26 protein-coding genes are annotated in these 25,682 nt (G+C 45.7%); 22 read left to right on the top strand and 4 right to left on the bottom strand.

Translation table 11 applies throughout. From position 1 onward, the window contains the following. Positions 1–351: 351 nt before the first annotated feature. The 8 genes from K8S19_11460 to K8S19_11425 all read left to right on the top strand — a co-directional run bounded on the left by K8S19_11460 (position 352) and on the right by K8S19_11425 (position 9,084). Positions 352–1,356: a hypothetical protein gene (locus K8S19_11460; protein ID MCD4814295.1), complete on the top strand. Its 1,005-nt coding sequence runs from the start codon at positions 352–354 to the stop codon at positions 1,354–1,356. A gap of 30 nt (positions 1,357–1,386) precedes the next feature. Beyond that, a complete protein-coding gene (locus K8S19_11455; GenBank protein ID MCD4814294.1) occupies positions 1,387–1,746 on the top strand; it encodes an STAS domain-containing protein in 360 nt (119 codons plus the stop codon). An 8-nt stretch (positions 1,747–1,754) separates the two neighbouring features. Then, positions 1,755–2,405, top strand: a complete 651-nt coding sequence (locus K8S19_11450; GenBank protein MCD4814293.1) for an MBL fold metallo-hydrolase — start codon at positions 1,755–1,757, stop codon at positions 2,403–2,405. After that, entirely contained in the window at positions 2,392–3,159 is a 768-nt protein-coding gene (locus K8S19_11445) for a hypothetical protein (GenBank protein MCD4814292.1), read from the top strand. Before K8S19_11450 ends, K8S19_11445 begins: the two co-directional genes overlap by 14 nt. 18 nt (positions 3,160–3,177) lie before the next feature. Beyond that, positions 3,178–5,280: a glycosyltransferase family 39 protein gene (locus K8S19_11440; protein ID MCD4814291.1), complete on the top strand. Its 2,103-nt coding sequence runs from the start codon at positions 3,178–3,180 to the stop codon at positions 5,278–5,280. Positions 5,281–5,303: 23 nt separating this feature from the next. After that, positions 5,304–7,109, top strand: a complete 1,806-nt coding sequence (gene mutL / locus K8S19_11435) for a DNA mismatch repair endonuclease MutL (protein ID MCD4814290.1) — start codon at positions 5,304–5,306, stop codon at positions 7,107–7,109. Then, the gene (miaA, locus tag K8S19_11430) at positions 7,109–8,047 is read left to right on the top strand and encodes a tRNA (adenosine(37)-N6)-dimethylallyltransferase MiaA (protein ID MCD4814289.1); all 939 of its coding nucleotides are present in this window, start codon (positions 7,109–7,111) and stop codon (positions 8,045–8,047) included. Before mutL ends, miaA begins: the two co-directional genes overlap by 1 nt. 728 nt (positions 8,048–8,775) lie before the next feature. Next, positions 8,776–9,084 (top strand): hypothetical protein, encoded by a 309-nt coding sequence (locus K8S19_11425; protein ID MCD4814288.1) that lies wholly within the window; start codon positions 8,776–8,778, stop codon positions 9,082–9,084. 59 nt (positions 9,085–9,143) lie between these two features. On the opposite strand, the gene K8S19_11420 is transcribed toward K8S19_11425, so the two are convergent. From K8S19_11420 to pheT, 3 genes are read right to left on the bottom strand one after another with little or no spacing between them, the layout of a single operon-like run. Continuing rightward, positions 9,144–9,485 (bottom strand): cell division protein ZapA, encoded by a 342-nt coding sequence (locus K8S19_11420; protein ID MCD4814287.1) that lies wholly within the window; start codon positions 9,483–9,485, stop codon positions 9,144–9,146. Beyond that, a complete protein-coding gene (locus K8S19_11415) occupies positions 9,478–9,762 on the bottom strand; it encodes a hypothetical protein (GenBank protein ID MCD4814286.1) in 285 nt (94 codons plus the stop codon). The genes K8S19_11420 and K8S19_11415 overlap by 8 nt, the downstream gene beginning before the upstream one ends. An 18-nt stretch (positions 9,763–9,780) precedes the next feature. After that, on the bottom strand, positions 9,781–12,204 hold the full coding sequence (pheT, locus tag K8S19_11410) for a phenylalanine--tRNA ligase subunit beta (GenBank protein ID MCD4814285.1): 2,424 nt from the start codon (positions 12,202–12,204) through the stop codon (positions 9,781–9,783). A gap of 240 nt (positions 12,205–12,444) precedes the next feature. Between pheT and malQ the strand changes: the two genes are divergently transcribed. The 13 genes from malQ to K8S19_11345 all read left to right on the top strand — a co-directional run bounded on the left by malQ (position 12,445) and on the right by K8S19_11345 (position 23,743). Next, positions 12,445–14,268: a 4-alpha-glucanotransferase gene (malQ, locus tag K8S19_11405; GenBank protein ID MCD4814284.1), complete on the top strand. Its 1,824-nt coding sequence runs from the start codon at positions 12,445–12,447 to the stop codon at positions 14,266–14,268. A 23-nt stretch (positions 14,269–14,291) separates the two neighbouring features. Continuing rightward, entirely contained in the window at positions 14,292–14,573 is a 282-nt protein-coding gene (locus tag K8S19_11400) for a hypothetical protein (GenBank protein ID MCD4814283.1), read from the top strand. An 83-nt stretch (positions 14,574–14,656) separates the two neighbouring features. Then, positions 14,657–15,742 (top strand): HEAT repeat domain-containing protein, encoded by a 1,086-nt coding sequence (locus K8S19_11395; protein ID MCD4814282.1) that lies wholly within the window; start codon positions 14,657–14,659, stop codon positions 15,740–15,742. An 11-nt stretch (positions 15,743–15,753) separates the two neighbouring features. Next, the gene (locus tag K8S19_11390; GenBank protein ID MCD4814281.1) at positions 15,754–16,197 is read left to right on the top strand and encodes a YkgJ family cysteine cluster protein; all 444 of its coding nucleotides are present in this window, start codon (positions 15,754–15,756) and stop codon (positions 16,195–16,197) included. A gap of 6 nt (positions 16,198–16,203) precedes the next feature. Beyond that, entirely contained in the window at positions 16,204–17,391 is a 1,188-nt protein-coding gene (locus K8S19_11385; protein MCD4814280.1) for a hypothetical protein, read from the top strand. Between the two features lie 54 nt (positions 17,392–17,445). After that, positions 17,446–18,087 (top strand): hypothetical protein, encoded by a 642-nt coding sequence (locus K8S19_11380; GenBank protein ID MCD4814279.1) that lies wholly within the window; start codon positions 17,446–17,448, stop codon positions 18,085–18,087. Between the two features lie 60 nt (positions 18,088–18,147). Next, positions 18,148–19,017 carry a mechanosensitive ion channel gene (locus tag K8S19_11375; GenBank protein ID MCD4814278.1) on the top strand — a complete coding sequence of 290 codons (870 nt, stop codon included), beginning with the start codon at positions 18,148–18,150 and terminating at the stop codon, positions 19,015–19,017. 69 nt (positions 19,018–19,086) lie between these two features. Further along, positions 19,087–19,338: a glutaredoxin family protein gene (locus K8S19_11370; GenBank protein MCD4814277.1), complete on the top strand. Its 252-nt coding sequence runs from the start codon at positions 19,087–19,089 to the stop codon at positions 19,336–19,338. Positions 19,339–19,365: 27 nt separating this feature from the next. After that, positions 19,366–19,668 (top strand): hypothetical protein, encoded by a 303-nt coding sequence (locus K8S19_11365; GenBank protein ID MCD4814276.1) that lies wholly within the window; start codon positions 19,366–19,368, stop codon positions 19,666–19,668. 67 nt (positions 19,669–19,735) lie between these two features. Next, complete coding sequence (locus K8S19_11360; GenBank protein MCD4814275.1) at positions 19,736–20,059, top strand: hypothetical protein; 324 nt, start codon at positions 19,736–19,738, stop codon at positions 20,057–20,059. A gap of 55 nt (positions 20,060–20,114) precedes the next feature. Continuing rightward, complete coding sequence (locus K8S19_11355) at positions 20,115–21,341, top strand: hypothetical protein (protein ID MCD4814274.1); 1,227 nt, start codon at positions 20,115–20,117, stop codon at positions 21,339–21,341. Beyond that, positions 21,298–22,953: a hypothetical protein gene (locus K8S19_11350; protein ID MCD4814273.1), complete on the top strand. Its 1,656-nt coding sequence runs from the start codon at positions 21,298–21,300 to the stop codon at positions 22,951–22,953. Before K8S19_11355 ends, K8S19_11350 begins: the two co-directional genes overlap by 44 nt. Continuing rightward, complete coding sequence (locus K8S19_11345; protein MCD4814272.1) at positions 22,946–23,743, top strand: hypothetical protein; 798 nt, start codon at positions 22,946–22,948, stop codon at positions 23,741–23,743. Before K8S19_11350 ends, K8S19_11345 begins: the two co-directional genes overlap by 8 nt. 70 nt (positions 23,744–23,813) lie before the next feature. Here K8S19_11345 and K8S19_11340 read toward each other — a convergent pair whose 3' ends face one another. Further along, positions 23,814–24,599 carry a hypothetical protein gene (locus tag K8S19_11340; protein MCD4814271.1) on the bottom strand — a complete coding sequence of 262 codons (786 nt, stop codon included), beginning with the start codon at positions 24,597–24,599 and terminating at the stop codon, positions 23,814–23,816. Positions 24,600–25,086: 487 nt separating this feature from the next. On the opposite strand from K8S19_11340, the gene K8S19_11335 reads away from it, so the two are divergent. After that, the gene (locus tag K8S19_11335) at positions 25,087–25,680 is read left to right on the top strand and encodes a sigma-70 family RNA polymerase sigma factor (GenBank protein ID MCD4814270.1); all 594 of its coding nucleotides are present in this window, start codon (positions 25,087–25,089) and stop codon (positions 25,678–25,680) included. The last annotated feature ends 2 nt before the right edge of the window (positions 25,681–25,682 follow it).

Below are 25,682 nucleotides of genomic sequence, written 5' to 3'. Positions count from 1 at the left end.
GAGAGGCGGAGGCAATTCTGGCCTAAAGTGAAGTTTATCATACGATGGAATAGCGCCGTGCCAGGCTAAAAAGGTGAAAAATGAGCGGTTTCCGGAATAATAATATGGTAGACTTTGGTTGTTATGAATATCATGCCACTATCTAATATTAAAATTTGGGGATCTGTCGTTTCCGGGATGGCAATGGGATGTATGACGGCACTCCTTTCGCTCCGGTTTTTTGATAAGATTCATATTTTCTTATTGATTTTATGTGTTTTATTGATCAGTTCGATAACTACAATTTTTTTACATTATATTATTATAAATAAAATATTTGCCGACCTTTCATATTTAATTAAAAATACCCTTATGGGAAGACGTATAGGCGGTCCGGCCAAGGACGATGTTTTGATGGCTTTTGAGCAGGAACTCACGCTTATATCTGAAAAAATGGATCAACTGGAAAAAAGCGCTTTATCTTCACACAAGATGACAGCAGAGATGCAGCCGCTAAAAGCACTTTCTCCCAAGACCACCCGCCCCCTATGCGCAGTGTTGGAAAAATATTCGGTACTCCAGGACAAAGTGGCGACGGCATTGGATCAACTTAAAAAAATTATAAAGATTAATCGTGCGTTGGCAATTGCTGCGGAAAAAGTGAATTTGTCAGCCGTGGAGATGGCGGAGGATACCTCGGCGACCAGCAAAACCGCGAGTGGCGGGATTAAAAGTGTGGGTCATGAAATACGGGCGATCAGTGAATTAAAAAGTACCATGGGTTCATCCACTCAAATTATTCAGGAACTCAATGAAATGTCGCGCCATGTGAGTCAATTCATCACGACCATCGCGGCGATTAGCCGTCGCACGGAACTGCTGTCCTTGAATGCCGGTATTGAGGCGGCGCGTGCCGGTGAAGCGGGGAAAGGTTTTTCCGTTGTGGCCAACGAGATCCGAACACTGTCGGAATCATCGAAAAAAGCGACTGAGGAAATCGGCGGGATGATTCGCGAGATTGAAATACGTACCGCCAATGCGATCAATGCCATGCACAATACCAATAAACTTGAAGAAAATATTAAAGTGGTCTATGCCGTCGGAGATACGTTTATGCATATCGTCAACGAGGTCAAAGCGATGGACAAAGTTGTGGGGCGTATCAAGGACATTACCGTTGAGTCCAGCAATGACAGCCACCTCATGAATAAGCTCCTGGAGCGGCTGGATAACGTACTGCAGGAATGCACACACATGCTGTCCGGGATGGGAAATGAAGCTTCGGAGCAGACAACTATTTTAAACACCCTGGTAATAGAGTATGAAAATTTACGGAAACTAAACATGCAATCGGCCATCGAGGCGGAACAACAATAAGGCACAAAGCAGTTTTGAAGGGGGGAAACAATGGATCACGGTGTTCAAATTAATATTGATTACGAAGGCGCCAATTTAGAGATTGCCATTATTCGTGTTACCGGGTTGATTGACACGGATACGTCCCGTTCGGTCAGCCGGGCGCTGGAGGATGTGATCGCCAAAAAGCAATTCAAAGTGATTATGGATTTGAGCCGGGTGGATTATATCAGCAGTGCCGGTTGGGGTATTTTTATTGGTGAGCTCAAGGAGCTTCGCCGTCAGGGCGGTGATCTGAAATTAGCCTGTCTGACACCGGAAGTAGATGATATTTTCAAACTGCTCGAATTTTTTAATGTCCTTTCCACATTTGATGCAGTGGAAGATGCTGTGCGGAGTTTTGGGACGTAATGGGAGCCTTGCAAATACGGGCGTTTGAAGTAGGGCTGCTTGCCACCAACTGTTATCTTTGTTGGGAAACCGATTCCCGGCAGGCCCTGATTGTTGATCCGGGTGGTGATGATCCGCAGCTTTGGGATGTTTTGCAAGCGGTGGGACTTCATCTGACGGCAATCATTAATACACACGGGCATGCCGATCATATTGGAGCCAATGCATTTTTTAAAATGAAAACAGCTGCGGCATTGATGATCCATTATGCAGATAAAAAAATGCTTACAGATGCCTCTGCGAATCTTTCAAAAGGATTGGGTTTGGAAATTATCTCTCCACCGGCGGACCGTTATCTGCAAGCGGGAGACGCGATTACGCTGGGCGAGACGGTTTTTTCCGTCATCGAGACGCCGGGGCATTCACCCGGGTCAATTTGCCTGCATCACGGCGATTTGCTGTTTTCCGGTGATACATTATTTGCACGATCCATCGGGCGTACGGATTTACCGGGGGGAGACGCTGCGCGGATTATCGACAGTATTCAGAAAAAATTATTTAAGTTGCCGGATACTGTCCGGGTTTTACCAGGTCATGGTCCTGAAACCACCATTGGTTTTGAGAAAATCAATAATCCCTTCGTGACATCGTCATCAGGAGATGAACATGCGATTTTATAAACACATACTGTTGTTTGCGGTTATCTTCATCACCTTTTCGGCAAGTGCCGGAAACCACGCATACGCAGAGAGTGGGTTTTATGGTGAGGGAGATCACTTTCCGTCGGTGGATCAAGAAAGCTTTTTGCAGGAACAGATGCAGGACTTGCGTCTGTTGCACGAAGGGACGTTTTTTTTACTCAAGCGCTATGCAACCTGTGAAGCCATGCTGACTGCGATGGACCGGGGACGCGAGGATCAAGAGGCCTATTGGATTGGTGCCGCCTCTTTGCTCCCCGGTGCCGGGCAGATGATCAATCAGGATTATCTTCAAGGCAGTTTGCTGCTCCTGGCCGCCACCGTGTCATTTGGAACAGTCCGCCAACTGGAATTTACCCGGAAGAAGCAAACCGGTGCTGAATCGTTTATGCCGCTTTATTTTTCTTCACTATTACTCCGTAACGGCATCATGACTTACGCCATGCTGCATGCCACGAACAAACAGTATGCCCAAAACCACGACCGGACCGCTGCGATGTGGACCGGTATGGCATCAATGGTTCCCGGTGTTGGTCAGGCCATTAATCAAAACTGGTGGGAAGCCGGCGGTTTTTTTACTGCCTGGGCTGCGGCCACAATCCTGACCTCCTATTTTGAAGAACAAATTTATATTACAGGAAATGAAGGTTACTTGGTCGACCGGCAAGACGCCATGGGCGTTTCGGTTGCCTGGCTACCCGGCGGTGGGCGCGTGGAAATTTCCTATCACTGGTAACCGGCAGGGAATGGTTTAATGTTAGAAAATAGAATGATACAGTTTTTATCGCGAATGAAACCACAAGTTGGCCGCAGGGATATTTGGCTGCTGGGTGCCGTGGTGTTTGTGAGTTTGGCGGTTCAACTCTTCTTTTTTCGGCAGGTCTTTTCAAATGATCTTTTTTTTCAGCCGATCGGCACTTCAGATCATTATCACCAATGGGCAAAATCCATTCTCGGAGGGGAAATTTTAGGAACCGGCGTGTATACCGATTCGCCCTTTTACTCCTTTTTAATCGCCCTGGTTTACCGGTTGGCAGGGATTCAACCTTTGGCGGTTATTGTTGTTCAAATGGTAATGGGTGTATTTTCCAGTGTTGTTTTATTCTTGCTGGGCAAGCACCTGTTTAACCGTCCGGTAGCCCTGATTGCGGCAGGCTTGAATGCGTTTTACGGAATGGGACTTTTTTATGCCGGAACATTGCTGGCCGTCTCGCTGATTCACTTGTTTATGCTATTGGTGCTGGCATCCGCCTATTGGGCATTGCGCCAAACATCGCCATGGGTCTGGTGTTTGCCGGGAGCTTTGCTGGGGATGGCGGTACTGACGCGACCGGCGAGTATTTGGATGGTTTTTCCCTTGGTGGTCTGGATAGGTTTGCATCACGCTGCGCAGAGTCAATGGCGCAAACAAGTTTTCAAAAGTGTTTTGCTGTTGGGCAGTATGCTCGTCATGATTTCACCTGCAACCATACGGAATTACAGCATACTTAACGAGCTCATGCTCACTACGGGGCAAGGGGGTGTGAATTTTTATCTTGGGAATGCACGGCAAGCCACGGGTTTTCATAAACCCTTGGACCCTATGAAATTTTCAGCAAAAAAAAAGATTCCGTATTTTAAAGAACGGGCGGAACAGATGACGAATCGACCCATGACGTATGGAGAATCAAATCGGTTTTGGTTTTGGCAGACCTGGCGGGAGATTATGTCCGACAAAGATCATTGGAAAAAGATCATAGTGGATAAATTATTGATGTTTTTCAATCACTACGAATATACCACCAGTCTGAATTATTATAGTGTACGCGAGCGTGTGGGCGTTTTGCGGTGGCCTTGGGTTTCTTTTGCTGTGGTATTTCCCTTGGGTGTAATCGGGATGCTTTGGATGCGTCGGCGCTGGAAACAATTGCTGCCCTGGTACGGACTTTTTTTCGTGGTACTGCTCACTAATGTGGGGACGGTCGTTTCTTCTGAAAACCGCTTTGCAATTATGCCGGTATTTTTTCTTTTTTCAGGAGTCGCGTTGAATTCATTTTTTGTGCGACTGCGGCAACAGCAATGGCAAACCATCATACTGCCGGTTACCGTCTGGCTGCTTTTACTCGGGATCACCCAAATTGGGATTTTGGAAAAGGATGAACAAAATTACCATCGTGCCACCGCGCATAGTGATTTTGGGAATCAATTCATGAATCAGGAAAATTATATGGAAGCCGCCAAAGAATTCAAAAAAGCCCTGGACTATCTTCCGGGAAACGCGCAGTTACTTCGCTTGCATGCCGGTGCACTTTTGGAAATAGGGTTGTATGCGCAGGCACTCTACTCTGTGGAAGCGGCATATCGTAAGCAGCGGGATGATGAAGAAATCCTGACCCTTTATGCCAATGTCCTGACAGCCACGAAGCATTATGCACTTGCGCTTAAAAAACGCGTGGCAGCCATTTCGTATGATGATAAAAATCCCTGGTTGTATTACAATCTTGGCATGACCTGCTATTGGGCGGGTCAGGATGACAGAGGGGACAGGGCAATGGCGCAGGCGGCAGCTCTGGACCCGGCATTGGCGGAAAATTGCCGGGATATACGCGATACTATTTTTCAAAAAAGGGAAGCTGCGTTGTTTGTTGTGGATGTATCTCAAGCCGGAGATGATACCCATTTCAATTCCAAAGGCCGCTTGCCGGTTTATCGAAATAGACCGTCACAACCACCGATGCATTACCGGCCCTACCAACCGCCGCCGGTGCAATACTATCATTACCAGCACCATCAACCACCACCGCCGCCGGTACAATATCATCACTATCAGCACTACCAACCACCGCCGCCGCCGCCGCCGGTGCAATATCGGCATTAAGCAATAACAATGGAAGGAAGAAAATGATGGCATCACAAGATATCAGTACTAAAATTTCATTACTCTCCAGTGAAGTTGCCAACCTTATTGCTGCCGGGGAGGTGGTTGAGCGTCCTGCGTCCGTGGTGAAAGAACTCGTGGAAAATGCGGTGGATGCGAAAGCCGAAATCATTACCGTCGAACTCAAAGAGGCGGGGATGAAAATGATCCGGGTTACAGATGACGGGGATGGCATGGTACCGGAGGACGCCGTCCTTGCCTTTTCACGTCATGCCACCAGCAAGATAAAAGCTGCGCAGGATCTGGAAAAAATCAATACATTTGGATTTCGCGGTGAAGCATTGCCATCCATTGCATCGGTGTCGCGAATTGAAATGAAAACCAGCACCCGGCTTCAGGAGATCGGTCTCCAGTTAAACTTGGAAGGCGGGTGCGTCATCCTGGAAAAACCAGTTGCCTGTACGGTGGGGACTGATTTAATCGTGCAGGACCTGTTTTTTAATACACCGGCAAGAAAACATTTTATGAAATCAAAAAACACCGAACAAACCCATGCGATCCAAGCCGTAGAACTGGCAGCATTGGCCAACCCGGAAATTCGCTTTCGTCTTTTGGTGGACCAGCGAGAGCTGTTTCATTGTCCGAAAACAAAAAAGATGCAAGAGCGACTCTATGCTGTTTATGGAAAAAGTTTACCCCGCGAAATGCTGGACATTGAGGGTGAAGCCGGTGGTATCTGGATGCGGGGCAGTATCGGCGGAGTCGGAGACCATAAAAATACGCGTCAGGGAATGCGCTTTTTTATAAATCAACGCCCGGTTGATCACCGGGGAATTGCGCATGCGGTCATCCAGGCGTATCGGACTTTGATACCTGAAGGGCGTTTTCCTGTAACGTTTCTTTTTTTTGAAATGCCCGGACATTTGGTGGATGTGAATGTTCATCCGGCAAAACGCGAAGTGCGGCTGCGCGATGAAAAAGCGATCCATGATTTTGTCTACCGTACGCTGCGGGAAAAATTAAAAACCGGTGACCTTTCCGGAGGACGTGTCCTGGATCTGGTCAATGAAACCGGCCCGGCGCACTCATCGCGGTATTCTCATACGAATGAATCGTTGAAATTGGGGTGGTCTGCCGGCAAGGTCAAAGAATCTGTGGCAACCTACCTGCATCGCCATCCCAAAACACAGGGGGATGATTTTACCAAGTTGCCGGAAAAAACACATAAAGAACCCTCGCCGGGAGATGATTCCCAAGAGCTGCGGATCATCGGCCAAGTCGGAAAAACATATATCGCAGCCCAAGATCAAGTAGGGTTTATGCTGATTGATCAGCATGCTGCGCATGAACGGATTTTGTATGAAAAGTTTTTGGAAGCTGATAGTGTTTTTCCCCGGCAAAGTCTGCTCTTGCCGCTTACCTTTGAATGCTCAGCATCCCAAACCGCGATTTTAGAAAATTATTTGGATTTTTTTAGTGAGTTGGGTTTGGAAATCAGTGTATTTGGTAAAAATACGTTTACCATTCAGACCCAGCCGGCAGCTCTTCCGGCAGCGAATTTGATCAAACTGGTGAAAGAAGTGCTGGATGGAATCCTGGAGACCGGCCGGAAGCAGTCCCGGGAGTCACTGCGGGAAAAAACACTGCATCAGATGGCCTGCAAAGCAGCTGTGAAAGCCGGTGAACGTATGCAAGCAGAGACCATGCATCATCTGGTTTCTCAGGCATTGGCATTGCCCGGACTCCCGACGTGTCCGCACGGCCGACCTTTTCTATTCAGACTTAAATGGAATGAATTGGATAAAATATTCAAACGGGATTATGCCTGATGGCAGTGCAGTTGCCGGGGTCCGGAAAAAGTAATCCCAGGATTATTGTGATCGCCGGTCCCACAGCTTCCGGAAAGACTGATTTTGCAATTCAATTGAGTAAGCATCTGGAAAGTGAAGTTATTTCCGCTGATTCCCGCCAAATTTATCGACAGCTGGATATCGGGACCGGAAAACCCAGTGGTGAACAATTGTCAGCGGTTAAACATTATATGGTATCCAGGATAGAACCTGAAAAAATCATGACCGCCGACCAATTTTCCAATGCGGCGGAAAAAATAATGCACACCATTCATGTTTCCGGAAAAATTTGTTTAGTGGTCGGCGGCACTGGTTTGTGGATACGCGCGCTGATTGATGGGTTGGCATCTTTGCCGCCGGCGGACGCGACCTTTCGAAAAAAAATGAAACAAACGGCGAAAAATGAAGGGAATGCTTATTTATATGCCATGCTGGTTAAAGTTGATCCGGAATCAGCCATCCGGCTTCATCCTTCGGACCAATTGCGCGTGATTCGTGCTTTGGAAATCCAGCATCTTTCAGGGTTGCCGGCATCAAAAATCAAGCAACAAGCAACTACAACTGAAAACAAATCCGCACTTTGGCTGGGAATGGATGTCCCGCGTGATATGCTGTACCAGCGGGCTGAACAGCGAATTGAGCGTTGGTTGGACTTAGGATGGTTGGATGAGGTCCGGCAATTGTTGGGAAAAGGGATCTCGCCTGAAACACCGGCCATGCAGGCATTGGGATATTCGCATTTAATAAAACATATCTTGGGGGAATACACCTACGAAAAGGCGGTGGAATTCATCAAACGTGACACCCGCCGGTATATTAAACGCCAGTTGACATGGTTCAAAGCTGAAAAAAGAATGCACTGGATTGATCCGGCAACCCCACCTCAAGCAATTGAACGACATTTCTTTTGTTCTTAATATATTTTTGTTTAATTAAATCGCCGATCCTGAAAAAGTCAAATTGGAATTCATTTCCCGATGAAGCCTGGGCAAACGATTGAGCAAGTACGCTGCCGGGATTCGGATGATACGGTGATACCTCGCCCTCGTTGACCACTTTTTTAGCGATTAATCGTTTGAGTAGGGAATGGTCGCGACCATTCCCTACTATCGGTGGAGACCTGTGCGCATTGTTGAACGAATATGCTGCAAAGGGGCCTTTTTGATATTACGGGGACATGGAAATAACCGCCTATAATGAACTGCTAGCCGCTAAATAAGTCTATCAGGCCATACCCCTGCAGCATATTCGTTCAACAATACCCACAGGTCTGTTTTGTTTGCAGGATCGACTAATTAAATAGCAGCTAACCGGCTCGCCCGGAGTTCTGGTTTTTAAAGAAAAAAATTGTCCGGCGAATGCCGGATGCAGGACGCACCGCGAGTTTAGGTGAACAGCAGGGAGCAGTATCGTCAAATCCGGCTCTGGCGTGCGGATACAGTTTCGGTTTTTCTTTGAAAATCAGAACTCCGGGTGAATAGAAAACAGTGCGCTTCTGTAATTTAGCTGGTATTGGTTTTGCTGGTTTTTTTCCAGTGGGACTTTAGACAAACAGGAAAATCCCGTTACTGGTATATCCGGTCGGGATGTTAAGTATGGGCGGATAAATTATATAGCATGTATTTAAGCCTATGGGTGTTTATGCATGGAAGTGCCGGCAGGTCGCGAAAGAAAGGTAATCATTATTTTGAAAAAAATATTTAAAATGAGTTTAGCGGTTATTCTGTTTATGCCCGGAAGTTTTGTATTGCCGACAGTGCTGGCTGTTGGTGTTGTGCGGCATTTTGCCAAATTGACCAAAATATCCGGCACGACAAAGGTTGACAGCCAAAGTACACACACTAAAAAAAACAGTGAAAATGGGTCGCGCATCGTGCACAGCAAAATCAAACATCCTGCACGTCTACACTCCGGGCAAACAGACAAACCGGATCTGGTTGGTCACCAAATTTAAAAAAAGATATAAATACCGGCGGGTCATTAAATTTGGAATCGTGTCGGGATGGGGAAGGACTATTCCTGCTCCAATGCGGACTGGATGTGTCGTGCCAGGGCGGCAATGGCTTCCGGTGCGATTGATTTTGCCAAATGAGACTCGTCAGCCAACGCACGGCTGGTTTTGCCGCCAACACCCTGTGAATGTTCGCGCAACCGGAAAATCTCATCAGCCAGATTGATGCCGGCCAGAATGCTGATTTTAAGCGGACTGGTTAAATGTGTGCTTTGGGCGATTTCCTTCATGCGTTCATCGAGATAAGCAGCCAGGGATTGTATATAGGATTCGTCAGCTTCGCCCCGAATCGAGTACTCGCTCCCAAAAATATTGACTTTAATTGCTTTGCGTTCCTCAGCCATTGGCTTCCTGCTCCGAAATTGAATTTTGTGCCGCATCTAATTCTGCTATCAGTTTGCTCACCATGGCAAGCATTTTCTTTCTTTCTTTGCGGTATTTTTCCAGTTCCCGGTCTTTGGCCTGGGCATGCAGCGTGGTGTCGTGGTTGCTGTGATCTTTGAGACGTTCCAATTCAATGGCTCGGGTCCGCCACTGAGCGGCCTCGTTTCGGGCTTTTTTTAATTCGTTGATAAGACCATCAACGCGCTGGACCAATTGTGTCCATTCATGAGTCGACATGCTAACATTCCTCCGGCATTATCGTTGCTGCGCTTTGAATTTTTTTTGCAGGTGGGCAACAATCTCGGACTGTTTTTGATTGACTTCCTCATCTTGCAGGGTTTTTTCAAATGATTGCATAGTGAGAGAAAAAGCCAGGCTTTTGCTTCCTTCGGGAAGGCCTTCACCGGTATAGAGATCAAAAGGGACAACGTCACGTACAAGATCACGCCCGACATTATAAATAGCTTTGATCACGTCGCCTGCTTGTGTGGAATCAGAAACAGCAAGTGCAATATCCCGCTTTACAACCGGAAATCGGGAATGACGCTGCAAAGATGGTTTTTTATTCCACCAGGGGAAGAGGGCCTCGAGATCCAACTCCGCAATGAACAACGTATCTTTAAGCTTATAGTGTTTCTGTGCTTCAGGATGCAACGCGCCGGCCCAGCCTAACTGATTGCCGTCTGGAGCATGCAGTGTAAAACTGATCATGGGGTGTAAAAAGGGAAGCTTTTCGGCACGCAAACGGAGCTTGGCCTTCATATATAGTTGAGTGAAAAGTGATTCCAAGATGCCTTTGAGATCATAAAAATCAGCTGGAATGCGTTTTTTACCCAATTGCCAGTGCATGGGGTGGCGCGGACCGGTCATTGCCACAGCCAGATGTTTAGGCTCGTGCGGCAAAGGGCCATTGTCATTGGGAATAAATACCGCGCCGGTTTCAAATAGGAAAATTCGTTCTTGGCCTCTACGCTGATTATGACAAACCGTTTCAATCAGGCCGGGAAGAAGTGCAGGACGCATACGTGACCGCGCCTCGCTGATGGGATTTTTTAAAGTGACGGTTTTACGCCACGGATGATTATCCGGTAACCGCAGCCAGTCAAAATGTGAGGGTGAATGAAAACTGTACTGGACCGTCTCGGTTAATCCGGCGGTCACCGCCAAATCGCGGCAGGTTTGTAAAAAATCACGTTTAGGATCAGGCACAGAACATTTAAGCGGCATACAGGGGTTGGAAACAGGGATTTTATCATAGCCGATGACTTCCGCAATTTCTTCAATGAGGTCTTCTTCAATGGTTACATCATGCCGAAAACTGGGAATGCGTATGGTATACGTTCCGGGAACCTGACCCGGTTCGGTTAAAAAACCGAGGCGGGAAAGTGCGCTGATAGCCTGCTTGCTTTCGATCTGCATTCCCAGCACTTTTGAGACACGGGCAAGGGTCAACGGTACGGTACGAATTTTTATTTTCGCGGGGTAATCATCAACGATCCCTTTTTGCAAATGACCGCCGGAAAATTCCGCAATGAGCTGGGCGGCACGGTCAATGGCCAGCAAGAGGCCGTTTTCAGGGTCTGTACCGCGCTCAAAGCGATACGATGACTCAGAGACACATCCGGTACGGCGGCTCATTTTCCGCACAATACTGCTGTCGAACCAGGCTGACTCCAGGAGTATCTGATGGGTCTGTTGGGTAACTTCGGTCTCTTGTCCTCCCATCACACCGGCCAGAGCGATCGGCTGCTTGGCGTCCGCAATCACGAGATCATCCGTCAACAATTCACGAACAACCCCGTCCAATGTTTTTATTTTTTCATGTGCACGGGCTTTGCGGGGGATGATTGTATTTCCGGAAATTTTTTCCAAATCAAAAGCATGCAGAGGATGCCCGAGCTCCATCAACAAATAGTTGGTAACATCCACGATATTGTTGACCGGACGAATTCCGACGTTTTCTAAACGCCGCTGCATCCATAAAGGCGAAGGCGCTACGGTCACGTCGGTAATAATTCTGGCACAATAGCGATAACAGCCGGAGTTGGATTCGACCGTAACTTTCATGGTTGAACTGGCATATGTATTGTTTTCACACAGTGAGATCGGCGGCAGGCGCAAAGGCCGGTCTAAAATCGCGGAAAGATGCCGGGCAATTCCAAAATGCGAGAGACAGTCTGAACGATTCGGGGTGACCTCGATATCCAGGACAGTGTCATTGCTCTTGAGTAATTCAGTGATGGAGGCATCCAGGGGAGTCTCGGCCGGAAGATGCATGATGCCTTCGCTTGATTCCGCCAAGCCTAATTCAGATTCGGAGCAGATCATGCCATTGGATTCTTCGCCCCGGATTTTAGCTTGTTTAATGATGAGCCCGTTTGGCAGCTCGGCACCCACCAGCGCAACCGGTACGATGATGCCCGGAGAGATGTTTTTCGCACCGCAGACAATACGAAAAATACCGTTTGCTGTTTCGACTTCAGTCAGGCTTAGTTTGTCCGCATTGGGATGGGGTGCAATACTAATAAGTTTGCCAATAACGACATTTTCAAATCCCTGTGACTGATCGTCAATACCTGAAACTTCCAAACCACTCATAGTAAGACGGTGTGCAAGTTCTGTTGGTGTGATGTCTTTTATGGAAACAAATTCCGAGAGCCAGGACAATGAAATCTTCACAAACAATTCCTCCGCATTAATTTCCGGCAATTTTTTCACAGAACCCTGGGGATGTCAAGAAGTTAAAGTAGATTCTAGAAAACGTTTAAAAGATCGGTTTTTAAAGCGTGATTGGCGACAGGCTTAAAGTTTTGCATGAAGAAAAAAGCATTCGATCGGATGATTTTTTCTCTCTTTTTTGAAGTAAGATTATGTATAATATCCAGTCATCATGGATGCAAATTATTAAAAGGAGTTCTTATGTCAAATTCACTTGATCAGGATACTTACCAATGGATGCTGGAAACACCCTCGAAAGACCATTGGAAAAAAATAGGCTTGAAAAGACGGGCCGGGGTGGCAGTCCCGCTTTTTTCCCTCTATTCTAATAATAGTTTGGGAATTGGGGAATTCCCGGACTTGAAATTGTTGGTTGATTGGTGCCGGAAAACGGATATTTCAATTATCCAATTGCTGCCCATAAATGATACTGGATATAATTTTACACCCTATGACGCGCGCAGTATGTTTGCACTTGATCCCATGTATTTGAACCTTCCATCCTTGTCGGATGTTCAACTCGACCTGTTTCAGGATAAATTGGATAATTTGACAAAAAATTTTCCAGCAGGTTTACCCCGTGTCAACTACGCTGTTAAGGGTGAAAAGATAGCCTTGCTGTATGAAATTTATAAAGCGTATACCCAAAATCCGGCAGCTGATTTTATCACGTACAAAGAGAAAAATCAGGCGTGGTTGGAACCCTATGCGCTTTTTACATATTATAAGGGATGTCATCAGGAAAAGGCCTGGTGGGAGTGGCCCGAGTCCAGACGTACGTACGATGCTGCTCAGATAGACATGGTGGATTCGGATGGTAAAAAACAGCTGGATTTTTATCAGTGGTTGCAATGGCAGTTGTTTTTGCAGATGAAAGCAATAAAAAACTATGCAGATTCAAAAGATGTTCTCTTGATGGGAGATTTACCGTTTCTTGTCTCGCGGGACAGTGCGGATGTGTGGGCCAATCAAAGCTATTTTAAACTGCACTTAAGTGCCGGGGCTCCGCCTGATATGTATTTTGCCGATGGTCAAAATTGGGGCATGCCGCCATATCAGTGGGAGGAAATTTCGGAGAATCACTATGATTATTTGGTGCAAAAACTCCAGTATGCCGAATATTTTTACCAACTTTATCGTATTGATCATTTTGTGGGTATTTTTAGAATATGGACGATTGATCCGGCGATTCACCACGGTGCATTTGATCCGGCAAGCGAAGCGCTTTGGGAAGCGCATGGCAAGAAACTATTGGATGTTATGCTGAAAAATACAGCGATGCTTCCCTGTGCCGAGGACCTCGGGACTGTGCCGGATTGTTCTTATCGCACACTGCGTGAATATGGACTTGTTGGCATGGATGTGCAGCGTTGGCAACGTTGGTGGGGCAAGGGTGATGCGTACAAAGAAGATCAGGACTATCGGGTCAATGCAATTGCGGTCATCTCCACGCATGATATGGTGGATTTAAAAGGCTGGTGGGAATCCGAGGCCGGCAGTGTTGACGAGAAGGGATTTCGTTATAAATGTCAAGACCGGGGGGTGGATGCGGATCATATTATTCCACAACTATTTGATTTGACCCGCACCAAAGAAGGGCGGATTTTTTGGAAAGAAGAGATGCGGGGGTTGGAACAATTTATCGCAATAATGGGTAAGCCCCGGGAACAGATTCAGGATTTTATTGGAATGTTCAATGAAACAGCGACGGAAAAGAAAAAATTCTGGCAGCATATTGGTATGGAGGGTGAGCCGGCGGCTGGAGTGAGTCGCCAATTTGCTGAAAAAACCATTGCCAAAGCCAATGCTGCGGTGTCTATTTTTAGTATACAATTATTGCAGGATTGGCTTACACTGACGGATATTTTCGACGGCAAGGATTCCTCGGATTTTCGGATTAATCGACCGGGTACGGTTGGAAATGAAAATTGGAGTGTGACGCTTCCGATTTCCCTGGAAAAATTGTTGCAACTTGATGAAAATAAGGTGATAAAGGGTTTAGTTGGAAAAAGCAGCAGAGGATGAGGAGCTGCAAGGAGGAAAACGCTGTGTCACTATTGCATGCTTTGGGTATTCAGAAAAAAAAACGATCACGGGTACTGGTGCTTGCTGTTTTGCTTATCTGTTTGTGCTGTTTGCGTCCGGTTAACACGCATGCTGCAACATCCGAGGCACCTGAAAATCTTCCGTCAATCACGGCGATGAGCGTTGTGCTTTTTTATGCCGGGGTGATTGGCGCTTTGGTTGGTGCGGCCACCGGTTGGGTCCATGCCTGGTTTCTCAGTCCCGAACTCCCGCGTGAGCCGGTAAAAGCGGAAGAAACCGAATAAGCGAATTAGGGAATGCCATGTTTTTTAAAATAAATAATAGGAATTATCGTGCTAGCGCGAACACGATGGACGTAAGTCCATTGATGAAGCGAGTAAAAATATCGCCGAAGGCGAACATCTCCCGACAAAAATACCACGGGCGTAAGCCCGTGGATTTTTATCACGCTGCGATCATGATATTCGGATTGATTACCTGTATAAGTCTTTGGGTCGGGGAGGGTGAAGCCCGTACGCAAAAGGGGCGCACTGCCTATGAATTGGAAAATCCGGATCGATGGGAAAATGCCACGCAAGCCCAGTCCGGTAAAGTGCCCAAAAGAACCCCGGTTCTTCAAGTTACTGTTGCACCAACCCCTTATCAGAGAACGCAAACCGATGATAAGCACAATGAATTTTATGAACGCTATTTTCGTAAAGGAAAACAGAGTGGCAAAGGTGATATCCCGGTCACAGAGGAAGAAAAAAAGAGTCTTATCAACCAACTGATTCCGCATTTCACGCCGACGGCAGAGCGTGATTCGCAAAAACAGAAGATAAAAAAGCTTATCCGGGAATTGGCCGGTGAACACCATCGCCGTCAGGCGGCAATTGAGCGGTTATCGATGATTGGAAAACCGGCGGTACCCGCGCTTAAAAAAGCCTTGCGGGATCCTTACAAATATAAAAGGATTGGCGCGTTAACAGCTTTAGGGTATATTCGCCCTGAAAAAATTATGCCGGCAATCCAAAAATGTCTGCTTGATTCCGACCCGGGTGTTCGTCAGGAAGCGGTGAAAGTCATCGGGCGCATGAAGCACAGACCCTCAGCCGGGTTGCTTAAAAAACAGCTTAAGGATAAAAATCAGCGTGTTCGCCGGGAAGCGGTTATTGCCTTGGGGAGGGTCAAAGGCAGTCGGGCGGAAGCAGCCTTAATCCTGGCGACACAAAATCATGATTCTGAAATTCGCCGTTTGGCTTGCGATGAATTGGCCTTTTTTGATTCAAAGGCCGTTCTGGACGCCTTGATAAAAGCCACCCATGACCGGGATAAGGATATTTGTATCACGGCGATTAAAGCACTCGGGGATATCGGAGATGTATCCGTTCGTTTCGAACTTCAAGCGCTCAGCCGAAGTGAAGACCGGATGATTCGTCAAGAGGCACTACTTGCGCTCTCTAATCTAAACTAGAAAGGAAAACCATGCCCATAACCAAAGTGAAAAAAAAATCAGCGGCACTTGATTGTATCAGCTGCCAGGGACAATGCTGCCGCTATTTTGCCTTACAGATCGACACGCCGAGGACGCTCGAGGATTATGATCACTTACGATGGTACATTGCTCACGAAAGTATTGCCCTGTTTATTGAGGACAAAGAATGGTATATGCAAGTGAATAATAAATGTAAGCACTTACAGGATGATTTTAAATGCGGGATGTACGAAGAGCGTCCGCAAATTTGCCGGGATTACGGCTGGGATGAAAGCGGAGATACAGAGTGCCACGGTGTCAATAGCGCGACGGATCATGATATTTTCTTTTCGGATCTTAAAGAACTTGAGGCGTATCTTGTTGAAAAAGGCAAACGCTGGGCTTCGTTGCCGCTCAAAGAATTCCGGGCACGACGCGCATGCAAGTCGTGTTGACATAATATGTACGTACCCACGATATCCCCTAAACCGGAAGATGTTTTCGACACCGAGGCATTTGAGTACATTGATTCACAAACACGCTGGAATGAGGTTTCCCGAACGCTTGCCAAGCAATCGGCGATTGCTTTTGATTTGGAAAGCAATGGGTACCATCGTTACCCGGAAAGAATATGTCTTATTCAAATTGCCAGTTTGACGCAGGTTTATTTGGTTGATCCGATTGCGGTTCATGATCTTTCAGAACTGGGTAAAATTTTGCGGCAAGCGAAAATTTTAAAGATTTTTCATTCCTGCGAAAATGATTTGCGGGCATTGGACCGTGACTATGGGTTCAAAGTTAAAAATATTTTTGATACTGCAATCGCCGCGCATTTTCTCGGCTCGACCAGGCGGGGTCTGTCCAATGTGCTGCTTGATTTTATGGGAATCACGTTGACCAAGAGCAAAACGCTGCAACGGCAGGATTGGACAATGCGTCCGCTTTTGAAAAAATCGCTTCACTATGCAGCGAATGACGTGGCTTTGTTGTTGCCGCTTTATGAAGTGCTTGCTTCACAATTGAAAAAAGCCGGCCGTATTTCCTGGGTCGAAGAGGAGCAACGGCTTTTGGAAAAAATTAAAGCAGATACGGCGGTCCCGGCGGAAGCGTTGTTTTGGTCTGTAAAAGGATGCAAAGATCTTAATGAAAAGCAGCGCGCAATTTTAAAAGAACTGGTTGTATTTAGGGACCGGTTGTGCCGGAAGATCGACCGGACACCGTTTCGGGTTTTGGGAGATGATGTCCTTTTGGTGCTGGCAAAAAAACCGGATAGCGACCTAAAAAAAACAAAAGGAATGGCCGTCATTTTCCATCAAAAAAGACAAAAAGCACTGCAACAGGCTTTGCAAAAAGGAAAACAAGCGGTTCCGGTCCCGCTCCCGTCAAAAAAAAACGGAGACGTTTACCGGAAAAAAAGCGATGAGTATAACGGCAGATTCAAAGCGTTAAAGTCATGGCGGATGGCCAAAGGTGAACGGCTCGCTCTGGACCCGGCTTTATTATGGCCCATGCAAAGTCTCGAACAATTGGCAGGATCCGCCCGGCTTGAAAAAGCGTTGCAGGGTGTACGTCAATGGCAGCGCAAAACATTTGAAAAGGAAATTTTGGAGAAAATTTCCGAATCATTGATTTCTTTAAGCAATGTCTAAAAACGTTGCATGCGGAATGTTTGCGACCGCCGGATGTAAGACAGGGGGCAATTCATGAATACAGATTGGGTAAAACGAGTAGTGTATTTTGTGCTTGCAGGTTGTTTGCTTCCGTCCCTGCTTGTTGCCAAGGACACCAAACTGTCTTTGGAGACACCCGCCGTAGAAATCATGTCCGAATGGTCGGACATGATGTTGGTGGATTATATGCGGAAAAGCAATCAACCGGAGACCTGTTTTTTACATCGCTTAACAGTCCGGCAAAACAAGCTGGAAAAACAAATTTATGTCCGGACCGGGAGCGAAGAAAGAAGACGCCAATTGTCCCGCAGACCCATTTTGCAGCCGGTTTCGGGCAGCGCGCCTTTTGCGCGAAAAATAGATTATACTGTAAGAATAGACCGGACTCAAAGTGTTGAGATTGATTTTAGGATGTACAGGATTCACGAAACAACAGACGGTGGTGTGGATAAAACATCTCCGGAAAAACTGTATGTTTATCTGAAGCCGGGAACGGACGAAGAAACCATTTTACCCTTGCCGACGGGAAAATTTTATTTTAACCTGTCTGTCCAAGAACCCTGTCGGGAAATCAATTTTCAGGTTCGCAGCAAAGATGAACGTCACAGCATGCATTTATTTTTACTCAACGAAAAAAAACCGTTTACTTTAGAGACGGATGAGGGAGAGCGATGAATGGAAACATTTAAGTTTGATTTGACAAAATACTCCGCGGATTTTTTGGAATTTTTAATAATGGCGGGTCCGCGGATTTTACTGACATTGGTGTTATTTCTTTTATTGAATATTATTTTAAAATTTTTATTGCGTGCCTTAGAGCATTTGCTTTCCAAACGGCTTCTTTTCGGACTTAAGCTGAATAAGAAACCAGCCCATGAAGAAGAGACGAAAAAGAGAATTATGACACTGGTGAGTGTTATGCGAAAAACCCTCTATATTGCTTTGTGGAGCATGGCAATCATGATCGTGCTTTCGCAATTGGGAATTAATATCGGACCCTTAATGGCCACCGCCGGTGTCTTGGGACTTGGGATCAGTTTTGGTGCGCAAAGTTTGGTGAAGGATTTCATCAGCGGTTTGTTCATCATTCTTGAGAATCAAGTCCGGCTGGGTGATGTTGCCATTATTAACGGGACCGGAGGATTGGTTGAGGAAATCAACCTTCGGACCATCGTGTTGCGTGATCTTTCCGGTGTGGTGCACATTTTCCCCAATGGATCGATTACAACGATTTCAAATATGACCTTGGGATGGTCGGCATACGTGTTTGATATAGGTGTCGCCTACAAAGAGGATGTGGATCGGGTTTCTAAGATTATGACGGATGTCCTCGGAACTATGCTCGATGATGAAAAGTACAAATCAATGATTCTTGAGCCGCTTGAAATATTCGGTGTAGACAAATTTGACGATTCGGCTGTCGTGATTAAAGCGCGTGTAAAAACCAGACCGATTAAACAGTGGGAGGTTGCACGTGAATACCGTAAGCGGCTGAAAAACGCATTTGACAATGCCGGCATTGAGATTCCTTTCCCGCATACCAGCCTTTATTTCGGGGAAGCCAGTAAGGCTTTTAAGGTTTTGTTGGAACAGGCTGAAAAATAATCCGGAGCCGGAATTCATTGATGTTTAAATGCCGGTGTAATGAAATCACACTTCAAGAAAGGTGACGCCATGGATGCTTTGAAATTTTATTCATTATCAACCTGTAGTTGGTGCAGAAAAACAAGGAATTATTTGAAGGAAAACAAGATTAAACACCGGGAAATCATCGTTGACACACTCAGCCCGCAAGAGAAAGCAAAGGCGTTGGAAGACATTGCCAAGGTTAATCCGGCAAAAAGTTTTCCCACCCTGATCATGAATAAAAATCATTTTGTTGTCGGTTACAAGCCGGATCAATTACGGGAAGTTTTTAAGAAATAATGGTTACGCGAAGAAGCAGTCAATGCCCTGCGGGAAACGCCTGCCAAACGTCGCGGCTGTTTTTTTAACCTGGATGCTGACATGACGGATGCCTTGTCGGAAAATCTTTTGGTCAATGAAGATCGTTATGTCTGTTTGTTTTGTTCTTGCCGTTTGTCCGTCGCGGACTATGTCCGGGATAGGGATCTTATTTGTTCCTGTAATTACAGGTTTGCGGCTATATTTGCGTTCGTTCGTCACTGCCGGATGTCTGTCCTATTTGTGGTGTCACGCATGACCGTTTTGAGTAACATTCTTTCTAATTCATTCAATCGAAAGCCTTTATCTTGACAGTGAAACCCCCATAAGATAACATAGTGTACTATTATTCTTATTTTTTTGTTATGAAAGGCAGGATATGAAAAAAGGGTTTATTCGCTTAAGTATTCTCGGATTAGTACTGTTTTTGCTGAGTGGCTGTGTGACGTTGGGAAAACCATTTCCCGGTTCATTTGCGGAAACCATCGTTATTGGACAGACGCTGCGGACTGAAATTGAAGCGAAATTAGGTGAGCCCTATCGGACTGGTTTGGATTCGGGCGACCGGACCGCAACGTATTTGCATTATCAATTTGGGTTGTTTGCTCAAACAACGACTGTGGACTTGACGATTGTTTACACATCTGAAAACATCGTGAAATCTTATGTTTTTAATTCAAATCAGTCGTGGACGCAAGAATGATGAATCGTCACAGGCCGATGCTCAGACAGTACAGACCAGGAGGTGACATACTGTTATGGATATCCAACCAATACTAGCCGCGCATTATTTTATATCCTATCAAACAGCTGATTTTTCCGAAGGGTGGGGCAGATGGAGTTTTGAACCTCACCAAGATAAAAAAAGTTTTTTTCATAATCCAAACAATAAGCTTCCCAATGGCGAACATGATATCGCATCGGTTTATATGCCTGTCATCGGTGTGTATGATTCCGCAGATCCTGATTTGTGTGAATACCACGTATTATTGGCAAAAGCTTCAGGTGTTCAGGCGTTTATTGTTGATTGGTACGGTCCAGACGCACCCGGCGACCATGTGCATAATGAAACACAGTTGTCCACGCTTTTTAAAACCGCCGAATTACTCGATTTTAAAATTGCACTATGCTTTAATGATGCCTGTTGTTTTCCGCCTTTTCAGGAAAATATTACAGACCGTCAGGGGGTTGTGGGAAAGGCATCCTCAATGCTGGCTTATGCCAAAGAAAAATATTTTGTTTCCAGCGCTTACTTGAAAATAGATGAAAAACCGGTTTTGACGACACGGAATTGCGGCCGACCCGGGACTGAGATGGAAAATCACTTTATTCATGCAAATGAGTGGGATACTATTTTGGAAAATTCCCGGCAGGAGATTTTGCTTATTCAAAATTATCAACCTCAGATGAAAGGTATTAATTTTCCGGACTGGCCCAGCGTGGCACCTTCGGTGGCTATTTATTTTTCGGATTATGATACGGATGAAACTTTTTGGGAAAAAAGCGCCCAGGCGATGCATAAAAATAAAAATCAATTTGTGTCGGGCGTGGTGACGCCGGGGTATGATGACCGCGCCATTGGAGGGAGTTGCGGAAGAAATGCCCGGGTTTTTTCAAGACGTCAGGGCGAAAAATACTCCGCAACCTGGGAAGATGCGCTTACCCATGGTGCGAAATTCATTCAAATTGGAACCTGGAATGACTTCCGGGAAGGCAATGGGATCGAACCTGTAAAGGAAATTATTTTGCATAAAACCGCCGCAGTTCCCGGTTCGGGATACCGGGAATTGATTGCAACCCGGGAGTATTCCGTGCGGTTGACTCAGAAGAAACTCTGGCCTTTGCCGGCACTTTTTCTTCCCGAGCGGTTATATCGATTAAGAAAAAGCGGTGCGCCGGCAACCCGTGGTGATAGAATCCGCCTCTATCTATTGGAGGGGGATGTCACCGGATCAACACTTGGTCTGGAACATGCAGGTGTGTGATCCGACGCAGAAACATGTTTTGTATCGCAGACTTGGTTTAATTGTCGTGGTGTTCCTCGCATTGATGATTATTGCGCAGGGACCGGCCCATGCTGTGGTCTATGAAAAATATTTACTTGCTTTTCCCTTGCGTCCGGATAATCCCAGTGCTGAAAAAAGCCGGTGGTTTGGCAATGCATTTAGAATTGCATTGGAAGAAACGGTTTTATCCCTGAAAACAGTGGTGTTTATCCAGGATGATGAGCTTGATGCCATCCGGAAAGAATATGGTCTTTCCGATCAGGAACCGGATCCGGGAAAAATGGAAACAATTGCGGATGACAAAGATATTGCCATCTTGCATGGGACGTATCAATTGCAGGGAGATAAAATCAGTTTATTTTTGTCAATTATTCCAGAGCGAAACTCAGAAGCGAGAACATTTAAGGTGGTCGGATCAACCAAGCGGCTGGATAAGTTATTTGCCAACACCCTGCAAAAAGTTGCGGAAATTCTGGAATTGACCGTCACCCCGGCGGATCAGAAGGTTTTTGATATTGTGCCGGGAACTCATCTTTTGAGTGCCTTTCATTCATACACTAATGCGATTGTGCTTTTAAAAAAACCTGCCATCAAAAATAACACCCGTATCAAGGCGGTTTTGTATTTTACAGAGGCCTTGAAAAGTGATGCGGGTTATTTATCCGCCCGGGTTGGTCGCGCGGCATGCAGAATTAATCTGGCGAAAACAGCCCGAGGAAAAAGTGCCAAGCGTTATATTACATTGGCAAAAAATGATGTCGATAAAGCGGTAAGGATCAATCCCGTAGATCCTTTGCTGCTCAATGCACAAGCCGGATACCTTATGCTGTTTAAAAAATATGCCGATGCCAAAAAAATTGCTGAAAAAAATCTTGCGCTGTATCCGGCCAATCATGAAAATTACTTATTGTTGGGAAAAATTTATCGTGCGCTTAAAATGACGGCTGAAGCGGAAAAAATACTTTTGCAGGGTTTGGACCAACAAGGTACGGCACTGCAAAAAAAAGCCTTTCATCGCGAGCTGGGTCTTTTGCTGCTTAAGAAAAAAGACAAACATGCAGAGGTCTATTTGAAAGAAGTTCTCAAACTGGAACCGAATAATTTCCGTTTGTATTATCTCAGGGCAACCGCGCTTTTTCGTTTGAAAAGATATCTGGATGTTATGACGGAAATTCAAAAAGCCGAAGTTTTAAAAAAATGGCGTGATTTGAATTTGCTTAAGGCAGAAACAGTGCTGGCATTGGGAAATGTTTTTTACGAAGAAGGTGATTATGATCGCGCCTTCTCGTATGCCAGTATTGCCATCAATATCCGTGACAGGCATTTTGAAACACTTCTATTGATGGCCAAGGTTTTAAGAAAAAAAGGATTTCGCCTTGAAGCCAAACGGCAGCTGGAAGCTGCAAGAAAACTGGCACGTAAAAAACATCCCAAGGATCATCTTTGGTTGGGAACTGAATGTGTCGCCCAGAATTTAAAAAATCAAGGTGCGCAAGAGTACGTTTTATATTTAAAATTGAATCCCAAAGCACCCGAACGCCGCCGGCTTATCTCACTCATACGAAAATTACAAGGCGAAATAGATGAATAGTGGTCGTCTAAGGATGGTTTTATCCCTGTTTGGCACCATCGCCTTGGGTATCGGATTGTTCCCGTTTTTGGCAGATGCCAGGACTGAAAAACCCACCATTGTGGTCGAAGAATTTTTTCGGCTTATTAACATGAAAAATTTTGAAGATGCTTCCGAATTGGTGACCCGTGCAGACCGGCGCAATGTTGCCGCTTTAAAAATCAAGGCGAAAAAAGCCGCCAAGGCGGGAAAACAAGTGGCGGAACCACCCGATATGGCGTCTATTCTCGGTGATATGTTTTTTCTGGTCCAGGGGCAAGAGAATAAAAAAATGATGAAAAAATCTCAAGACGGCGAAACGATTATGCCGGAAAAAATCGGTTTTTTTGTTCCCGGGCAATTTTATATTGTGGGTAATTTTGCGGTCGTATTTACACGTGAAATATATATCATCGGCCGGGACAATACAGGTCCCGTGCGGGATGACCCACGAAAGCTTTGGATTGATCCAACCAATGAGCTTTCCAAGGTGCGTGATGAGGCCTATTTTAAACAATGGTGGGTATGGGAAGACAATACCCTCACCATGCCGGGCGTAATTTGGCTGGTCAAAGAACGGCGCGAGTGGCGTATTGATTTGCTTTCCGGCGTCGTCCCGCGGAAATCATTTAAAAAAATATTACGCTGGCATTTTGGGAGGGATGTTTTTGAGGAAGAAAAAAAACAACCGCAGGCGGGTCGGCCTCCGGCCCCCAAACCCAAGGCTAAAGAAAAATCAACCGTCCCGGAGTCATCGCAACAGACCAAGTGAATGCGTTTAAGGGACGCTGTTGTCCAGCGTGGTCACACCGGCACGACAAAGCTGCCGGCACGTCTTGGGGTTAATTCAATTGGGGCGGCACGGTTTGTGTGATGGGAATTACCATTGTTCCGAAATCCGAAGTGGCATTAACTTCACCGGTCAAATAAACGCCTTTTTTCTGCAAGTCCTTCTTTGCAAATGACTGTGACGGCCTGAAAGGCACCAGGGTCTTGACATTCGGTTTAAGTGTTATCGGACCTGGAATGCTAAGCATGATTTTTTTTCCAGGCAGCTGGAGATAAGCCTTTGTCTTGACCAGAACCAGCGGCCGCTGGTTCTGGTTAACCGTCTGTAAGAAAATAAGCGGCTTTTTATTGACGGTTCGGATATATTTGAATTCTAATTGTGGTATCTGGGGTATTGTGATGAACTGGTTTTTTGAAAAAGAAAGTGTGGATTTTTGCCACAGGCTGTTTGAATAAAAATCTCCTTTAAACGTTATCGGGAGTTGTGTCGCCTCCGGAAAAAGAGCATTGATTTTTTCATGAGAAAGATTGATCGGTATTTCCACCGTGGCGTTCCCATAGCCGGGAACCACCGGCAGGGACGTGTGAATACGCGATAAAATTATTTTCCGTTTTGTCTCCAGGGTATATGAAACCCGGGACAATGACAATGACAGCGGATTGCTGTTGATAATTTTAATGGACAGGACCATTTTCCAGTAGTCAGGTGTGGTCCATACCGTTTGGATGGATTCGACTTTAAGACGCGGTGCATGTAGAACACCACCGAACATGGCACAATTCGAGAGTATTAACAAAAGGATTAGGAAACCATATTTGAAAAAACGATAGTTTATCAAAGAAAACTCCTGAATATGATCATTTAGTATTTTTACCAAATAATTGAAAAATTTGGAAGCGTAAAAGCGATGCAGATGCAAGTTAAATGTGTTTTGCATTTTCACCTGACCGCCCTAAGTGCTGATTTTTTTAAAGGAAAAAACGCACCATAAGTTTCGGTGGAACATCAGGGGACAATATCGTCAAATCCGGCTCTAGCGTATGGATACAGTATCAGTTTTCCTTTAAAAAAATCAGCACTTAGGGCGAATAGAAGACAGTGTGCTTTATAACTTAACCAGTAGTGGTGTTTTGTATTGATTTATCAGACTTTTTGTTTTATTCTGCGTAAATGCGGGATCAAAATGCCGCGAGCAGCCATCTGACCAGGGAAAATGCGTCAAACTCAATTTCCCCCCAAATGGAATAAAAGGATCATTGTTTTTTCCATGACATGCAAAAAACAATGATTTCCATGAACCTGAGTGGAAGACTGGGGTCAAATTCGTGAATCAAAAAATAATGCTCCAGGGCTATGTAGATAAAGCCCGTAAAGGTGACCGGAACGCATTTGAGGAATTGGTCAAATGGCATACAAACTATGTCTATAATTTGGCTTATCATCTGACCGGCGGTAATCGCTCTGATAGTGATGATCTGGCACAGATGACATTTATACGTGCCTTTCAGGCTATGAAACGATTTGAGGGGCGTTCGGAATTTAAAACATGGTTACATCGTATCACAGTTAATTTGTGGAAAAATTTGGTACGCAGTCAAAAACGAAGAAAATATTTTCAACACCGGTCCATTAATGAAGATCCTACGGATGAAAGCCGTTCGCGTCCATTGGAATTGGAAGAAACCCGGCAAGGGCCGCTGGAGAATGTTGAAAATCTTGAAATATCACAAATTGTTCGCGAGATGATCAATCAGCTTCCGGCCGATGAAAAAGAGGTCATTATTTTAAGAGATATTGAAGGTTATGCTTATGATGAAATTGCCGAAATGGTCTCAATTCCGCTTGGGACGGTCAAATCCCGATTGGCGAGAGCGCGCAGGCTCCTAAGAAATGCGCTTGATCCTATTTTGAGGAGATAATT

It is taken from the genome of bacterium, from assembly GCA_021108215.1.
Classification (GTDB): domain Bacteria; phylum Oederibacteriota; class JAAXVQ01; order JAAXVQ01; family JAUVAV01; genus JAIORK01.
This window is presented reverse-complemented; position numbering and strand designations above follow the sequence as displayed.

What these genes read in the sequence shown, in the direction of transcription:
- K8S19_11415 (MCD4814286.1), bottom strand. Translation starts at nt 9,762, where the DNA reads ATGTCGACTCATGAATGGACACAATTGGTCCAGCGCGTTGATGGTCTT.
- K8S19_11390 (MCD4814281.1), top strand. Translation starts at nt 15,754, where the DNA reads ATGCCCATAACCAAAGTGAAAAAAAAATCAGCGGCACTTGATTGTATC.
- mutL (MCD4814290.1), top strand. Translation starts at nt 5,304, where the DNA reads ATGATGGCATCACAAGATATCAGTACTAAAATTTCATTACTCTCCAGT.
- K8S19_11455 (MCD4814294.1), top strand. Translation starts at nt 1,387, where the DNA reads ATGGATCACGGTGTTCAAATTAATATTGATTACGAAGGCGCCAATTTA.
- K8S19_11420 (MCD4814287.1), bottom strand. Translation starts at nt 9,485, where the DNA reads ATGGCTGAGGAACGCAAAGCAATTAAAGTCAATATTTTTGGGAGCGAG.
- K8S19_11440 (MCD4814291.1), top strand. Translation starts at nt 3,178, where the DNA reads ATGTTAGAAAATAGAATGATACAGTTTTTATCGCGAATGAAACCACAA.
- K8S19_11375 (MCD4814278.1), top strand. Translation starts at nt 18,148, where the DNA reads ATGGCGGGTCCGCGGATTTTACTGACATTGGTGTTATTTCTTTTATTG.
- K8S19_11380 (MCD4814279.1), top strand. Translation starts at nt 17,446, where the DNA reads ATGAATACAGATTGGGTAAAACGAGTAGTGTATTTTGTGCTTGCAGGT.
- K8S19_11350 (MCD4814273.1), top strand. Translation starts at nt 21,298, where the DNA reads ATGTCACCGGATCAACACTTGGTCTGGAACATGCAGGTGTGTGATCCG.
- K8S19_11345 (MCD4814272.1), top strand. Translation starts at nt 22,946, where the DNA reads ATGAATAGTGGTCGTCTAAGGATGGTTTTATCCCTGTTTGGCACCATC.
- K8S19_11385 (MCD4814280.1), top strand. Translation starts at nt 16,204, where the DNA reads ATGTACGTACCCACGATATCCCCTAAACCGGAAGATGTTTTCGACACC.
- K8S19_11445 (MCD4814292.1), top strand. Translation starts at nt 2,392, where the DNA reads ATGCGATTTTATAAACACATACTGTTGTTTGCGGTTATCTTCATCACC.
- K8S19_11395 (MCD4814282.1), top strand. Translation starts at nt 14,657, where the DNA reads ATGAAGCGAGTAAAAATATCGCCGAAGGCGAACATCTCCCGACAAAAA.
- K8S19_11425 (MCD4814288.1), top strand. Translation starts at nt 8,776, where the DNA reads ATGGAAGTGCCGGCAGGTCGCGAAAGAAAGGTAATCATTATTTTGAAA.
- K8S19_11370 (MCD4814277.1), top strand. Translation starts at nt 19,087, where the DNA reads ATGGATGCTTTGAAATTTTATTCATTATCAACCTGTAGTTGGTGCAGA.
- K8S19_11360 (MCD4814275.1), top strand. Translation starts at nt 19,736, where the DNA reads ATGAAAAAAGGGTTTATTCGCTTAAGTATTCTCGGATTAGTACTGTTT.
- malQ (MCD4814284.1), top strand. Translation starts at nt 12,445, where the DNA reads ATGTCAAATTCACTTGATCAGGATACTTACCAATGGATGCTGGAAACA.
- K8S19_11460 (MCD4814295.1), top strand. Translation starts at nt 352, where the DNA reads ATGGGAAGACGTATAGGCGGTCCGGCCAAGGACGATGTTTTGATGGCT.
- miaA (MCD4814289.1), top strand. Translation starts at nt 7,109, where the DNA reads ATGGCAGTGCAGTTGCCGGGGTCCGGAAAAAGTAATCCCAGGATTATT.
- K8S19_11355 (MCD4814274.1), top strand. Translation starts at nt 20,115, where the DNA reads ATGGATATCCAACCAATACTAGCCGCGCATTATTTTATATCCTATCAA.